The organism is Bacillus sp. JJ1532, from assembly GCF_036965085.1.
Classification (GTDB): domain Bacteria; phylum Bacillota; class Bacilli; order Bacillales; family Cytobacillaceae; genus Cytobacillus.
The window spans coordinates 143,729-157,669 of record NZ_JBALOW010000016.1 but is presented as its reverse complement, the minus strand read 5'-3'; the positions used below and the strand labels follow the sequence as shown (position 1 = coordinate 157,669).

At 38.4% G+C, this 13,941-nt stretch carries 14 protein-coding genes and 3 other annotated features; all 14 genes read left to right on the top strand.

Annotation, left to right across the window (positions count from 1 at the left end):
- Nucleotides 1–21: 21 nt before the first annotated feature.
- The 14 genes from V7122_RS07725 to V7122_RS07660 all read left to right on the top strand — a co-directional run bounded on the left by V7122_RS07725 (nt 22) and on the right by V7122_RS07660 (nt 13,910).
- On the top strand, nt 22–165 hold the full coding sequence (locus V7122_RS07725; RefSeq protein ID WP_082677167.1) for a YqzL family protein: 144 nt from the start codon (nt 22–24) through the stop codon (nt 163–165).
- Nucleotides 166–195: 30 nt separating this feature from the next.
- Complete coding sequence (gene recO / locus V7122_RS07720) at nt 196–948, top strand: DNA repair protein RecO (protein WP_335526309.1); 753 nt, start codon at nt 196–198, stop codon at nt 946–948.
- Between the two features lie 57 nt (nt 949–1,005).
- Nucleotides 1,006–1,179: a binding site (T-box leader), on the top strand.
- A 61-nt stretch (nt 1,180–1,240) separates the two neighbouring features.
- Nucleotides 1,241–2,107: a glycine--tRNA ligase subunit alpha gene (glyQ, locus tag V7122_RS07715; protein WP_335344568.1), complete on the top strand. Its 867-nt coding sequence runs from the start codon at nt 1,241–1,243 to the stop codon at nt 2,105–2,107.
- Between the two features lie 231 nt (nt 2,108–2,338).
- Nucleotides 2,339–4,411, top strand: a complete 2,073-nt coding sequence (gene glyS / locus V7122_RS07710; RefSeq protein WP_335526216.1) for a glycine--tRNA ligase subunit beta — start codon at nt 2,339–2,341, stop codon at nt 4,409–4,411.
- A gap of 638 nt (nt 4,412–5,049) precedes the next feature.
- The gene (gene speD / locus V7122_RS07705) at nt 5,050–5,430 is read left to right on the top strand and encodes an adenosylmethionine decarboxylase (protein ID WP_066292566.1); all 381 of its coding nucleotides are present in this window, start codon (nt 5,050–5,052) and stop codon (nt 5,428–5,430) included.
- Nucleotides 5,431–5,581: 151 nt separating this feature from the next.
- Nucleotides 5,582–6,043, top strand: coding sequence for a transcriptional regulator NrdR (gene nrdR, locus V7122_RS07700; RefSeq protein ID WP_066292568.1), 462 nt, complete (start codon nt 5,582–5,584; stop codon nt 6,041–6,043).
- A gap of 80 nt (nt 6,044–6,123) precedes the next feature.
- Nucleotides 6,124–7,542, top strand: coding sequence for a replication initiation and membrane attachment family protein (locus tag V7122_RS07695; protein WP_335344234.1), 1,419 nt, complete (start codon nt 6,124–6,126; stop codon nt 7,540–7,542).
- Entirely contained in the window at nt 7,542–8,471 is a 930-nt protein-coding gene (gene dnaI / locus V7122_RS07690; protein ID WP_335344233.1) for a primosomal protein DnaI, read from the top strand. Before V7122_RS07695 ends, dnaI begins: the two co-directional genes overlap by 1 nt.
- A 369-nt stretch (nt 8,472–8,840) precedes the next feature.
- Entirely contained in the window at nt 8,841–9,716 is an 876-nt protein-coding gene (gene ytxC / locus V7122_RS07685; protein WP_335344232.1) for a putative sporulation protein YtxC, read from the top strand.
- Between the two features lie 73 nt (nt 9,717–9,789).
- Nucleotides 9,790–10,013 (top strand) — a binding site (T-box leader).
- Nucleotides 10,014–10,058: 45 nt separating this feature from the next.
- Nucleotides 10,059–11,990 (top strand): threonine--tRNA ligase, encoded by a 1,932-nt coding sequence (thrS, locus tag V7122_RS07680; protein WP_335344231.1) that lies wholly within the window; start codon nt 10,059–10,061, stop codon nt 11,988–11,990.
- A gap of 209 nt (nt 11,991–12,199) precedes the next feature.
- Nucleotides 12,200–12,328: a sequence feature (ribosomal protein L20 leader region), on the top strand.
- A 150-nt stretch (nt 12,329–12,478) separates the two neighbouring features.
- A complete protein-coding gene (infC, locus tag V7122_RS07675; RefSeq protein WP_066292582.1) occupies nt 12,479–12,982 on the top strand; it encodes a translation initiation factor IF-3 in 504 nt (167 codons plus the stop codon).
- Between the two features lie 15 nt (nt 12,983–12,997).
- Nucleotides 12,998–13,198, top strand: a complete 201-nt coding sequence (gene rpmI, locus V7122_RS07670) for a 50S ribosomal protein L35 (RefSeq protein WP_066292584.1) — start codon at nt 12,998–13,000, stop codon at nt 13,196–13,198.
- Between the two features lie 25 nt (nt 13,199–13,223).
- Nucleotides 13,224–13,583, top strand: a complete 360-nt coding sequence (gene rplT / locus V7122_RS07665) for a 50S ribosomal protein L20 (RefSeq protein WP_335344229.1) — start codon at nt 13,224–13,226, stop codon at nt 13,581–13,583.
- Nucleotides 13,584–13,637: 54 nt separating this feature from the next.
- Nucleotides 13,638–13,910 carry a DUF1294 domain-containing protein gene (locus tag V7122_RS07660; RefSeq protein WP_335344228.1) on the top strand — a complete coding sequence of 91 codons (273 nt, stop codon included), beginning with the start codon at nt 13,638–13,640 and terminating at the stop codon, nt 13,908–13,910.
- The last annotated feature ends 31 nt before the right edge of the window (nt 13,911–13,941 follow it).

Below are 13,941 nucleotides of genomic sequence, written 5' to 3'. Positions count from 1 at the left end.
AACGGAAAGGTGGGGTTTTCGATGATGGATTTTACCTGGAAAGTCTTTTCGCAGACAGGTAATATAGACACATATCTTCTCTTTAAAGAGCTAGAACAGGAAACTCAAGATATACCCGGAAATCAGGACGCAGAACTAACTGAAGTAGACTTTCCCATCTCATAGATTGTCTAAAACTTAGGGATGGTGGATATGGTGCTTGAAAAATGTGAGGGCATCATTATTAGAACAACAAATTATGGTGAAACAAACAAGATTGTAACTTTATACACCCGGGAATGGGGAAAGATTGGTGTGATGGCACGTGGAGCAAAAAAGCCGAGCAGCCGGCTCGCTGCTGTCACCCAACCTTTTACATATGGATATTTTTTAGTTCAAAGAAGCAGCGGATTAGGAAGTCTGCAGCAAGGTGAAATGATTTCTTCCATGCGCTCGATCCGCGAAGATATTTTTCTAACTGCCTATGCAAGCTATATTGTTGATTTAACAGATAAAGGTACAGACGATAGAAAGCCCAATCCTTATTTATTTGAATTAGTTTACCAATCATTAAACTTAGTCAATGAGGGATTTGACGCAGAAATTATTGTGAATATCTTCGAAATGAAAATGTTGAATACGTTTGGGTTGTATCCAGTTTTAAACCAATGCACCGTATGCAGCAGTACAGGTGGTCATTTTTCTTTTTCAATAAGAGAGGGTGGGCTTATTTGCCACCGCTGCCTGGAAAAAGATCCATATCATTATAAAATTTCTCCAGCAACAGTGAAGCTATTGCGGCTCTTTTATTTTTTTGATTTATCACGTCTTGGAAATATTTCTGTTAAACAAGAAACAAAAGCAGAGCTTAAAAAAGTTATTAACGCGTATTATGAAGAATATTCCGGACTCAATTTAAAAACAAAAAAATTTTTAAACCAAATGGCTAAATTTGAGGATATTCTATAATCAATTATGGTCTTGACATTCAATTTCGTATCGTATATGATTCAAATTATTAAATTAATAGTTGCTGTGATAAAGAAGAGTACTTAATTATTTAATAAAAGCGAACCTAGGATGGTGTGAGCTAGGGTATTGAAGGTTAAGGAAGGCACTTTTGAGCAACATCGGCATAAAGAGGCTGCCTATCATTGGCAGCAAATAGGGTGGAACCGCGGGTTAACTCTCGTCCCTATGCTTTTAGCATAGAGACGGGAGTTTTTTGTTTTTTTATAACTCATGAAGTGAGAGGTGCAGTATGAACATTCAAAATATGATTTTAACTTTGCAAAAGCACTGGTCTGATTATGGGTGCATACTCATGCAGGCTTATGATGTGGAAAAAGGGGCAGGAACGATGAGTCCTTATACCTTCCTGCGTGCAATCGGTCCGGAACCATGGAATGTGGCATATGTCGAGCCGTCCCGTCGCCCAGCTGATGGACGATACGGTGAAAATCCGAATCGGTTATATCAGCATCATCAGTTCCAGGTCATTATGAAACCATCACCAGACAATATCCAAGAAATGTACCTAGACTCTTTACGTGCACTTGGCATTAATCCACTTGAGCATGACATTCGATTTGTGGAGGATAACTGGGAAAATCCTTCCCTCGGCTGTGCGGGCTTAGGCTGGGAAGTTTGGCTGGATGGCATGGAGATCACTCAATTTACGTATTTTCAGCAAGTAGGCGGAATTGAATGTAAACCAGTTTCCGTTGAAATCACATACGGAATTGAGCGGCTCGCTTCCTATATTCAAGAGAAGGAAAATGTTTTTGACCTTGAGTGGACAAACGGGTTTACAGTAAGAGATATCTTTTTGCAACCTGAATATGAGCATTCCAAATACACATTTGAAACATCAGATGTAGATATGCTCTTTAATCTGTTCAATATTTATGAAAAAGAAGCACATCGTCAAATGGAAGCGGGTCTCGTTCACCCGGCATATGATTATGTATTAAAATGCTCACATACCTTTAATCTGTTAGATGCTAAAGGAGCGATATCGGTTACGGAAAGAACAGGCTATATCGGACGCTGCCGAAATCTTGCAAGAAAAATTGCAAGAACCTTCTATGATGAACGTGAAAAGCTTGGTTTCCCAATATTAAAATAAAAAATGTATAACCTTTTTAAAATATGATAACTGTCTAGCTCCAGCGTCTAGCCCCAACGTACAGGATGTACTAGTGTCGACAATGCGACAGGACGTCGCGTTTTTGTCGACCTCGAGGTCATAAGCCAATCCGTCAATAAGGTTAAAAAACAACCTTCTTGCCGGCTTGTCTTATGCTTGTCGGGGCTGATCAAGCCGCTTGAGCTTTTCGGGTAAGGGAGGAATGGAATCGTGACTAAAAGAGATCTCCTTTTAGAAGTAGGATTAGAAGAAATGCCAGCAAGATTTGTTACAAATTCGATGAATCAGCTTTCAGATAAAATCCAAGCTTGGTTATTAGAAAAAAAGATAAACTTTGACCATATTGATGCTTTTTCTTCACCGCGTAGGTTAGCGGTTCTCGTATCAGGTGTAGATGAATCTCAAGAGGATGTTCACGAGGAAGCAAAGGGTCCAGCAAGAAAGATTGCGATTGGTGAAAATGATGAATGGTCAAAGGCAGCTATTGGCTTTTGCCGTGGACAAGGGGCTAGTGTAGACGATATTTTCTTTAAAGAAATAAATGGTGTTGAATATGTCCATGTGAAAAAATTTATTCAAGGCCAAGAAACTATAACTTTGCTGCCGGAATTGCAGCAAATTATAACAGCTATGACATTCCCGAAAAACATGAAATGGGCTAATAATGATCTTCGGTACGTCCGTCCCATTAAATGGCTGCTTGCGTTATTCGGTAATGAAGTGATCCCATTTTCAATCACAGCGGTAGAGACATCCAATTGGACACTAGGTCATCGTTTCCTTGGAGACAAAATTGACATACATGAGCCAAAAGATTATGAAAAGGCTATGCTTAGTCAATATGTGATTGTTGATCCTGCTGAAAGAAAAAGCGCAATTACTGCACAAATAGAAACAATCGCCGAGGAAAATAATTGGGTCATTCCAATTGATGAAAATCTGCTAGAAGAGGTTACGAACCTTGTTGAGTACCCTACAGCTCTTTTTGGACGCTTTGAAGAAGAGTTTTTAGAAATTCCTGAAGAGGTTTTAATAACTTCTATGAAAGAGCACCAGCGTTACTTTCCTGTCAAATCAAAGGCAGGAAAGCTGCTTCCCTTCTTTGTGACCGTTCGAAATGGCGGGCATGAACATTTAGAAAAAGTAGCTAAGGGGAATGAAAAGGTACTTAGAGCAAGATTATCTGATGCAGCCTTTTTCTATAAAGAAGACCAAAAAACTGAAATTGAAGATTCATTAAGTAAGCTAAAAGCTATTGTCTATCATGAAGAAATCGGTACACTTGCTGAAAAGGTAAATCGTGTTCGAAAACTAACAAATGAGATAGCTGATAAGCTAGATTTTAGCACAGAAGATAAAGTAGCTGCCGACAGAGCTAGTGAAATTTGCAAATTTGACCTTGTAACAAATATGGTTTACGAATTTCCAGAATTACAAGGTTTTATGGGTGAAAAGTATGCTTTGCAAAAGGGAGAAAAACCTGCAGTTGCTAAAGCCATAAATGAACATTATATGCCAAGGAATGCTGATGACAGTACCCCAGGAAGCCATGCAGGAGCTGCACTGTCAATAGCAGAAAAAATGGATACTATTGCCGCTTGCTTTGCTATTGGCATTATCCCAAGCGGTTCACAGGATCCATATGCACTAAGACGCCAAGCTACAGGTATTGTTCAGACTCTAATAAATAAAGAGTGGGATTTGTCTTTAGAAAGTCTAATTGATTCTGCGTTAGCCTTAGTTGAAGAGGCTGGAATTGCTAAGAAATCTAAATCAGAACTTGCCGGAGAATTAATTGCATTCTTTAAACTAAGAATTAAGCATATCCTTCAAGAAAAGCATGTGCGGTATGATTTAATTGAAGCAGTTCTAGGCAATGAAATTGGTGCACTCCCATCCCTAGTAAGAAGAGCTGAAGTATTAGAAACTAGAAAAGAGGATAATGGCTTTAAGGAAAGCATGGAGGCTTTAAGCCGAGTTTTAAATATTTCATCTAAAGCTGAAAATCCTAGTGAAGTTAAACCTGATTTATTTGAAAATGAATTTGAAAAAAATCTGTACAATAAATATATGCTTGTCAAAGAAAAGTTTACTGCTCATACTTCAGAAAGTGACAAATTTGGTTTGCTCATATCTATGAAGCCTGAAATCGATCAATATTTTGATAACACGATGGTCATGGCAGATCATATAGAACTTCGGCAAAACAGGCTAAATCAAATGGTTTTACTGGCTGAATTGATTAAAAAGTTTGCAAATGTAAACGAAATTATTGTTAAATAACGTGGGTTTTCCATTTGGAGCCTGTTTCCAAAAGACAGGCTCCTTCCAATAAACTCCTGCCTTAATACTCATTTCTTTTCATTTATTCTAAATAGTATATAATAATTTTATAAAAGTATAACATTTTTGGTATTTGTCTAGCTCCAGCGCCTACCCCCGACGTACAGGACGTACTAGTGTCGACAATGCGACAGGACAAGGAAAGCCTCGGCAGCGAAACATCGCACGACCAAAAGTGAAGCTTTTGGGAGGATGTTGCGTTTTTGTCGACCTCGAGGTCATAAGCCAATCCTGAAAGGTAGAGCTCACCTTTCAGGGAGGATCGTCTTGTGCTTGTCGGGGGTGGGCGAGGCGCTTCCGCTTTTCTATTTTGCAATCATATCCATCTCTAGTAAAATCGATAGACAGTCCTCTTTTGAGCCTTATTATAAAAGAGGACAAAGAGAACCCTTTAACAAATTTTTAGAACTGTATTGCAAAAAGAAATTAAACAAAGTATACTAGTCATCGTGAACTTCTATTATTTTGTTTATAGTGGCTACTTAAAGGGTTAGGACCTCTTTGGACTAACTTTCCCCCGTGGTAGTTATCTGGAAATGTAGAATGTCATTATTATTGTTAAAGGGGGAAATTTGAATATGGAAACGATGGGTCGTCACGTAATCTCAGAACTTTGGGGATGCGATTTTGAAAAGTTAAATGATATGGATTTTATTGAGCGTACTTTTGTAGATGCAGCATTAAAATCGGGTGCTGAAATCCGAGAGGTGGCATTTCATAAGTTTGCACCACAGGGTGTGAGCGGAGTTGTTATCATCTCTGAATCGCATTTAACTATTCACAGCTTTCCTGAGCATGGTTATGCCAGCATTGATGTATATACGTGTGGAGATCTTGACCCTAGCATTGCTGCAAACTACATTGCAGAGGCGTTAGGTGCAGAAACGTGTGAGAATATCGAAATTCCACGCGGGATGGGTCCAGTTCAAGTTAAACAAGCGCAAGCTAATGCTTTATAATAACAAAAGGCATGAAAATTCAGAGGTGTATTTTATACACCTCTTTTAATTTGCCCATTTTCGGACTCATTAACTATTGGGCTTTTATCTAAAAAATAGTACAATAATAGTACCCGAGCATTTTGAATGAAAAGAATCCGGAGCTGATTGTATGAAATGTCCTTCATGTCAAAATAACAATACACGTGTACTTGATTCTCGTCCTGTTGATGACTACCGTTCCATTCGGCGCAGACGAGAATGCGAAGCCTGCGGATATCGTTTCACAACCTTTGAAAAGGTTGAGGAAATTCCTCTTATTGTCGTCAAAAAAGAGGGAACAAGGGAAGAATTCAGCCGTGATAAAATATTACGGGGTCTTATTAAAGCTTGTGAGAAACGTCCTGTTGCCCTGAAAGAGCTGGAAGAAATTACTTCCAGTGTCGAGAAGGAACTCCGCAGTAATGGTGTCTCTGAAATTCAAAGTGAAGCTGTTGGTGAAATGGTAATGGACAGGCTGGCTAAAATCGATGATGTCGCCTACGTAAGATTTGCATCGGTTTATCGGCAGTTTAAAGATATCAATGTCTTTATTGATGAATTGAAAGAATTGATTAAGAAAGAAAAGGAATAAAAGGGGCACGTTCTTTGAGCTAAAGAAATCTTTAGCTCTTTTTTGGTAAATGATTATTATTGAATTGAAAGGTTGATAAAATGGTTCAGCATTGGCAGGAATTGGTTCCGATTGATCGATATGTGGTAGCTGCTAGCGGGCTTTTGCATGCTTATGACCGAAAAGTGCTAACTTTTTTGTATCAGCCCTTAATCGGATCTACTTGTTTTAGTTTATACATGACATTATGGTCGGAGTTGGAAGAAAATCGATTATGGTCCAGCTCTAATTCACATCACAGCCTGATGAATTTTATGGATTTAGGCTTAAATGAGATTTACAAAGCCCGTATAAAGCTTGAAGGTATTGGGCTTATGAAGGTTTATGAAAAAAAAGATGAAGATGCCAGATCATTTATTTACGAATTGATCCCGCCTTTAACACCGGAACAATTTTTTTTAGATGGAATGCTAAATATATATTTGTACAAAAAAATTGGTAAAAATCAATATTCGAGATTAAAGCGGTTTTTTTCAGAAGATAAGGTGGATTCTAAGGGGAATTACTTTGAAGTTACCAAATCATTTCAGGATATTTTTATGACAAGTCATATGGACTCTATTTCTTATGATTCAGAAGCCGAAGAGATGATGCAAGCTTCAGAAGGGAAAAGTTTTATCAGAAGAGATGAACAGGACCGTATACAAATCATTCATGATACATTTAATTTTAAGCTTCTTGAAGCTGGACTAAATGAGTCCCTGATTCCGAAAGAGGCTTTCACAAAAAAAGTAAAAAATGCGGTCAGCAATCTTGCTTTTTTATATGGAATAGATGCGATCCAAATGAAAAATATTGTCATCAGCGCCATTACAGAAGATAATGAAATAAACATAGAAGAGTTGAGGAAGTCTGCTCGTGATTGGTACCAATTTCAACATCATGATCAGCTTCCATCATTAGTTGATCGAACACAGCCAATGGCACAGAGGACGCAAATAAAGGAGCCCGAAACGAAGGAAGAGGAATTGCTTCGTGCTTTAGAGATTACTTCACCTAGGCAAGTGCTAAAGGATCTTTCTGGTGGGGCAGAGCCTTCAAAAGGGGATCTGCAAATTATTGAAGGTGTTATGTTTAATCAAAAGCTGCCTCCGGGGGTTGTAAATGTACTGATTCAATATGTCATGCTGAAGACAGATATGAAATTAACGAAAGGCTATGTAGAAAAAATAGCGAGCCACTGGGCAAGAAAGAAAATAAAAACGGCAAAAGCGGCTATTGATTTAGCCAAAAATGAACATAGGCAATATATGGAATGGGGAGACGGGAATAAGAAACCAGCTAATTATGCAGGAAAAAAGAAACCGATTCGAACGGAAATGCTTCCTGACTGGTTTGACGAAACAGGTACCCCTGCACAAGAATCAATCAATAAACAACAGGATGAAGATCTTGAACTGAAAAAGAGAGAACTTCAAGAAACAATAAAGAAGTTACGTTCAGGAAAAGAGGCTGACTAATGGAAAGAATTAATGACACATTAAAACGATTGGCTGGCAGAGAGGATTTTCAAAAAAGATATGAAATGCAGCGCAGGGAAACATTAAATAATCCAGATGTGAAGGCCTTTCTCAAAAGCCATCAAGATGAATTAACCGAGAAAATGATTGAAATAAGCATGGTGAAGCTTTATGAATATTGTAATCAAAGCAAGGAATGTAATCGATGTCCAAGCTTAGATGGATGTGTGAATTTCATGAAGGGCTATCATCCAAAGCTTGTTATAGAAAGAGGCAGCATTGCATTACATTACGACAAATGTCCTCGAAAGGTTATGGACGATGAGAAACGCAAAAATGAAAAATTAATTCAAAGCTTGCATGTTCCAAGGGATATCCTTGAGGCTTCCTTTGATTCCATTTATGAGGATGATGAAAGAATTGATGCTGTTCAGAAGGCTGCTTCGTTTATTATGAATTATAAACCAGGCTCCAGACAGAAGGGATTATACTTTTATGGGAAATTTGGAGTTGGAAAATCATATTTACTAGGTGTTATTGCTAATGAATTGGCTAAAAAAGAAGTTTCGTCCATGATTGTGTATGTCCCTGAACTTTTAAGGGAACTAAAAAGCTCAATTGCTGATTCTACTCTTAATGAAAAGGTTGAGACTATCAAAAAAGTGCCTGTTTTAATGTTTGATGACATTGGTGCAGAAGCGATGTCTAGCTGGACGAGAGATGAGGTCATGGGACCCATCCTACAATTTCGAATGCTCGAAAGCCTGCCGACTTTTTTTACTTCTAATTTTGATTTTCAAGGACTGGAACATCATTTATCCTACAGCCAGCGAGGAGAAGAAGAGAAAATGAAAGCCCGGCGCATAATGGAGAGGATCAGATATTTAGCGGAACCAGTTGCCGTGGAAGGACGGAACCGCAGAGTTTAGATGTTAAAGCCTGAATAAACGGTATACCTATTGGTTTTCACTGGAAAGAGTTAATAAAATTATTTAGAGCTGTCCTATTCTCAGGATGGCTCTGTTTTTTTAGAGATGAATTTATCGCAGATTAACGGGCTGTAAGATCCCCACTTCAAGAAGTTGAGTAAAACAAAAAAATTCTAAGTGGGGGATCAACAGTCCGTAAAGGCCCGATTGGTTCAACTAACAATCAGTGGGGGATGAAGGAAAACCCCCACTGATTGAAGTTTCACTTTATTATCCTCAACATACATATGAATTCTTATCAGCACTTCTATTTTGTCCAAATTCCCCATATACATTTAAAACAGAATACTATATAAAGGGGGGATTTGGTTGATCGAAATCACTTTCCAGAAGACCGAGGATGCTAAAAATCTTTTTAGATATTTACAATATTATTTAGCTTCTTCCGCACTTTCCAATAAAAATATTCTTCAAATTGAAGATCACCATATAGTTCGAATCCAGATCGAGCCACAAATGAAAAAGGATTTAGAAATGATAAAAGAAGTTTTCTATAAGTTTATTATTACTAGTAAACAAGATAATTGGTTTCGCAGAATTATAGCTGAACATTATTATTATCAGGATGAGGAGGAACAGCAGCAAATTCTTGAGATTATTCATTCCATCCTAGAAGGAAATAGAAAGGACCTTACCACTTTCCTGAGTGATGTAGATATGGAGGGGAATATTAAAAATACGATTAATGAAATCTTCCATGAGAATATTAACTTTTCCTTCGATTCCTTTGTAAAATTTAGATTGCGTCCAATAATGGACCAAATGGCCAAATATGTAGAAATTTCAATAGATGAATATAAAATGGAGCAAGAGTACCAAATGTTTATTCAAACTTTAAGGGATTTTTTAACAGGTAGAGAAGCGAAGTTCGACCACATTCATTTACTAATTGATGATGGCATTCATTTTTTTAATGAAAACTATGATGAAATGAAACGGGCGGATTTAGCACATATGATTGATAGAAGGCTTCTGATTAATCACCCTGTTTATGTGGATTCAGTTACGATTGCCCCATTGCTTTCCATTGCACCGGCCATTATTTATCTTTATACCGAGTATAAGGAGCAGGCACTCGTTAGAACAATCCAAAATATTTTTGAAGAAAGACTCGTGATAAGCTCAACTAGTAAATTTTATAAAAATAAAAGTATGCTAACGTATACAGCTGATGAAAAAATATAAAGATGCCCTTGATTTTCCTGAAATAACAAACTATAATAACGTACATAATATGAAGTGCATCAATTCTTAATAAATATAAGTTTTGATAAGGACAAGGGTATTCTTTTACGGTTTAAAGAGAGGGAAGGCAAGGCTGGAACCTTCCTAACACGAATAGAATGCTTACCACCTTTGAACTTCAGCTCGGAAATGGGCTGACGGTCACAAGCCGTTAAATTGCTACAAGTCATTTGACACATATTTTTGTGAAATGAGAAGTAGGGTGGAACCACGTGTTAATTACAACTCGTCCCTTTTTTAGGGACGAGTTTTTTTATTTTTATCCAAATAGGAGGATTTGCTATGTCAGATTTAATTAAAGTATCGTTTCCCGATGGGGCTGTAAAGGAGTTTCCTAAAGGGACGACAACAGAAGATATCGCTGCTTCTATAAGTCCTGGACTTAAGAAGAAGGCGATAGCAGGTAAATTCAATGGCGAAATGTACGACCTGCGCCGTCCAATTGAAGAAGATGGAGCGGTCGAAATCGTTACTCAAGACAGCAGCGATGCATTGGAAGTACTTCGCCACAGTTCAGCACACTTAATGGCACAAGCGATTAAGCGCCTATATAAAAATGTTAAGCTCGGTGTAGGTCCTGTCATCGAAGGCGGGTTCTACTATGATATTGATCTTGAGCAATCCTTGACTCCAGAAGATCTGCCGCTTATTGAAAAAGAAATGAAAAAGATCATCAATGAAAACATTGATATCATTCGCAAGGAAGTTAGCCGTGATGAAGCTGTTAAATTGTTCAAGGAAATTGATGATGAATATAAATTGGAGCTGATCGAAGCAATCCCAGCGGATGAGACAGTGACACTTTATGAGCAAGGAGAGTTTGTTGACCTTTGCCGCGGTGTTCACGTGCCATCTACTGGCAAGCTGAAGGAATTAAAGCTACTAAGCATTGCCGGTGCTTACTGGCGCGGAAACAGCGATAATAAAATGCTGCAGCGCATATATGGAACAGCTTTCTTTAAGAAGGAAGATTTAGCAGAGCATTTGCGCCTGCTTGAGGAAGCAAAAGAACGTGATCACCGTAAGATCGGGAAAGAGTTAAATTTATTTACAAACTCACAAAAAGTAGGACAAGGCCTGCCGCTATGGCTTCCAAAAGGAGCAACAATTCGCCGTATCGTTGAGCGCTATATTGTTGATAAGGAAGTACGTTTAGGCTATGACCATGTGTATACACCAGTTATGGGAAGTGTAGAGCTATACAAAACGTCTGGTCACTGGGACCATTACCAAGAGGATATGTTCCCTGTCATGGAAATGGACAATGAGCAGCTCGTTCTTCGTCCGATGAACTGTCCGCACCACATGATGATTTATAAAAATGGCATTCACAGCTACCGTGAGCTTCCAATTCGGATTGCAGAGCTTGGAACGATGCATCGCTATGAAATGTCTGGAGCATTGTCTGGTCTTCAGCGTGTACGTGGAATGACATTAAATGACGCTCATATCTTTGTCCGTCCTGACCAAATTAAAGAAGAATTTATTCGTGTTGTCCGGCTTGTACTTGACGTGTATAAAGACTTTGGCATCGAGGATTATTCTTTCCGCTTATCTTATCGTGATCCGCAAGATAAAGAGAAGTATTTCGATGATGACCAAATGTGGGAAAAAGCACAAGCCATGCTGAAAGAGGCTATGGATGAAATTGGGCTCGACTATTTCGAGGCTGAAGGAGAAGCTGCTTTTTACGGTCCAAAACTGGATGTACAAGTAAAAACTGCTTTAGGCAAGGAAGAGACTTTATCAACAGTACAGTTAGACTTCTTATTGCCTGAGCGCTTTGATCTAACTTATATCGGGGAAGATGGCAAACATCATCGTCCAGTCGTTATTCACCGTGGTGTTGTTTCAACAATGGAACGCTTTGTAGCCTTCTTAATTGAAGAGTATAAAGGGGCATTCCCAACATGGCTTGCACCTGTTCAAGTTCAAGTCATTCCTGTTTCGCCAGATGTTCACTACGACTATGCAAAGGAAGTGCTTGAACAACTTAAAGCTGAAGGCTTCCGTGTGGAGCTTGATGACCGAAACGAGAAAATTGGCTACAAAATTCGCGAAGCTCAAATGCAAAAAACTCCATATATGCTTGTAGTCGGCGATAATGAGGTAGCCGAAAAGGCGGTCAATGTTCGTAAATATGGAGAGCAGAAATCTGAAACAGTTCCATTTGCAGATTTTATTGCGGGATTGAAGGAAGAAGTTAAAAGATAATTGAGATATATCGACAACTTTCCGAATATATCAGCGACTTTCTAGAGCTCTAAAGTTTGAGAAACTCTGCTCAATTATTGGAAAATCTCAAAAATGTATTGCATGATTCCGATACATTTGTTACAATTTTCTTCGTTGCAACAGAAATGAACGTTTGACATGAAAACATCTTTTGTGATATAGTTGCTAAGGTAAATTGAATACAGTTTGAGGAAAAGAAGAAGCACCCGCTTCTCACCTGATTGACGCAAAGAGCAGTTGGCAGGTTTTACGTAAACATTGTTGTTTAAATTTTGTACGTAAAGTGTGGGTGTTGTCATCCACACTTTTTTTATTGGATTTAAACAGATCTGCGTCTCTTTGGAACAGATATGTTATGTATTCTTGCGAATGTAGCTTTCGTCCGGTGCAATAGGCTCTAATGCCTTCTTGACCCAAATGTTGTGTTCGCATATTAACCTTGGAGGTGTCTAACTATTAGCAAAGATATGTTGTTAAACGAGGGCATTCGCGCCCGTGAAGTTCGTCTTATTGACCAAAACGGCGAGCAATTAGGAATCAAGTCAAAAATCGAAGCACTTGAAATTGCTGCACGAGTTAATCTTGATGTTGTTCTTGTTGCACCGAATGCAAAACCTCCTGTAGCCCGTATCATGGACTATGGAAAGTTCAAGTTCGAGCAGCAGAAGAAAGATAAAGAAGCTCGCAAAAATCAAAAGATTATCAGTGTTAAAGAAGTTCGTCTAAGCCCAACAATTGATGAGCATGATTTTAATACAAAGCTTCGCAATGCAATTAAATTCCTTGAAAAAGGCGATAAAGTTAAAGCATCGATTCGATTTAAAGGACGTGCCATTACCCATAAGGAAATTGGTCATCGTGTATTAGTTCGCTTTGCTGAGGCTTGCACAGAAGTAGCTACTGTAGAATCACATCCGAAAATGGATGGCCGCAGTATGTTCATGATGCTAGCACCTAAAAACGAAAAGTAAGAGGAGGAATTCCAAATGCCAAAAATGAAAACTCACCGCGGCGCTGCTAAGCGTTTCAAAAGAACAGGATCTGGAAAACTTAAGCGTCACCACGCTTACACAAGCCACTTGTTCGCTAATAAATCTCAAAAACAAAAGCGTAAGCTTCGCAAAGGAACTCTTGTTTCTTCAGGCGATTACAAACGCATCCGTTTCTTATTAGTAAATCTTAAGTAATATCCGATATTAGGAGGGAAATCATATGCCACGTGTAAAAGGCGGTACAGTTACTCGCAAACGTCGTAAAAAAGTTCTTAAATTAGCTAAAGGTTATTTCGGTTCAAAACATACATTATATAAAGTTGCTAACCAACAAGTAATGAAATCTTTAATGTATGCTTACCGTGATCGTCGCAACAAAAAGCGCGATTTCCGCAAACTATGGGTTACTCGTATTAACGCAGCAGCTCGCATGAACGGTCTTTCTTACAGCCGTTTAATGCACGGTTTAAAGCTTGCTGGCATCGAAGTAAACCGCAAAATGCTTGCTGAATTAGCAATCGCTGACGAAAAAGCATTCGCTGAATTAGCATCTGTAGCTAAGCAAAACTTAAGCAAGTAATATATCTGCCATTCTCGATTAGAGGATGGCTTTTCTATTTTGGAGGTATAAATCATGCTAAAGATATTTATTACTTTGTTTATCATTATTAATATAGCGGGTTTTTACTTGATGAAAATCGATAAGAATAAAGCAAAAAACCATCAATACCGAATAAGCGAAAATACATTATGGCTTGTAGCCATTTTTTTCGGTGCTACTGGCATGACGCTAGGGATGAAAACCTTCCGTCATAAAACAAAGCATTTCCAGTTTAAATACGGTTTGCCGGTACTATCTCTCCTTGAAATAGGTCTCCTCCTATTTGCATTTAATCTTTTGTCATAACTGTCGGAATCCCTCAATAAGCTGTAAAAGA

Excerpts from the sequence above, each read along its gene's own strand:
- dnaI (WP_335344233.1), top strand. The coding sequence starts at position 7,542 with ATGGAAAGAATTAATGACACATTAAAACGATTGGCTGGCAGAGAGGAT.
- infC (WP_066292582.1), top strand. The coding sequence starts at position 12,479 with ATGTTGTTAAACGAGGGCATTCGCGCCCGTGAAGTTCGTCTTATTGAC.
- V7122_RS07695 (WP_335344234.1), top strand. The coding sequence starts at position 6,124 with ATGGTTCAGCATTGGCAGGAATTGGTTCCGATTGATCGATATGTGGTA.
- rpmI (WP_066292584.1), top strand. The coding sequence starts at position 12,998 with ATGCCAAAAATGAAAACTCACCGCGGCGCTGCTAAGCGTTTCAAAAGA.
- rplT (WP_335344229.1), top strand. The coding sequence starts at position 13,224 with ATGCCACGTGTAAAAGGCGGTACAGTTACTCGCAAACGTCGTAAAAAA.
- V7122_RS07725 (WP_082677167.1), top strand. The coding sequence starts at position 22 with ATGATGGATTTTACCTGGAAAGTCTTTTCGCAGACAGGTAATATAGAC.
- V7122_RS07660 (WP_335344228.1), top strand. The coding sequence starts at position 13,638 with ATGCTAAAGATATTTATTACTTTGTTTATCATTATTAATATAGCGGGT.
- glyQ (WP_335344568.1), top strand. The coding sequence starts at position 1,241 with ATGAACATTCAAAATATGATTTTAACTTTGCAAAAGCACTGGTCTGAT.
- thrS (WP_335344231.1), top strand. The coding sequence starts at position 10,059 with ATGTCAGATTTAATTAAAGTATCGTTTCCCGATGGGGCTGTAAAGGAG.
- nrdR (WP_066292568.1), top strand. The coding sequence starts at position 5,582 with ATGAAATGTCCTTCATGTCAAAATAACAATACACGTGTACTTGATTCT.
- speD (WP_066292566.1), top strand. The coding sequence starts at position 5,050 with ATGGAAACGATGGGTCGTCACGTAATCTCAGAACTTTGGGGATGCGAT.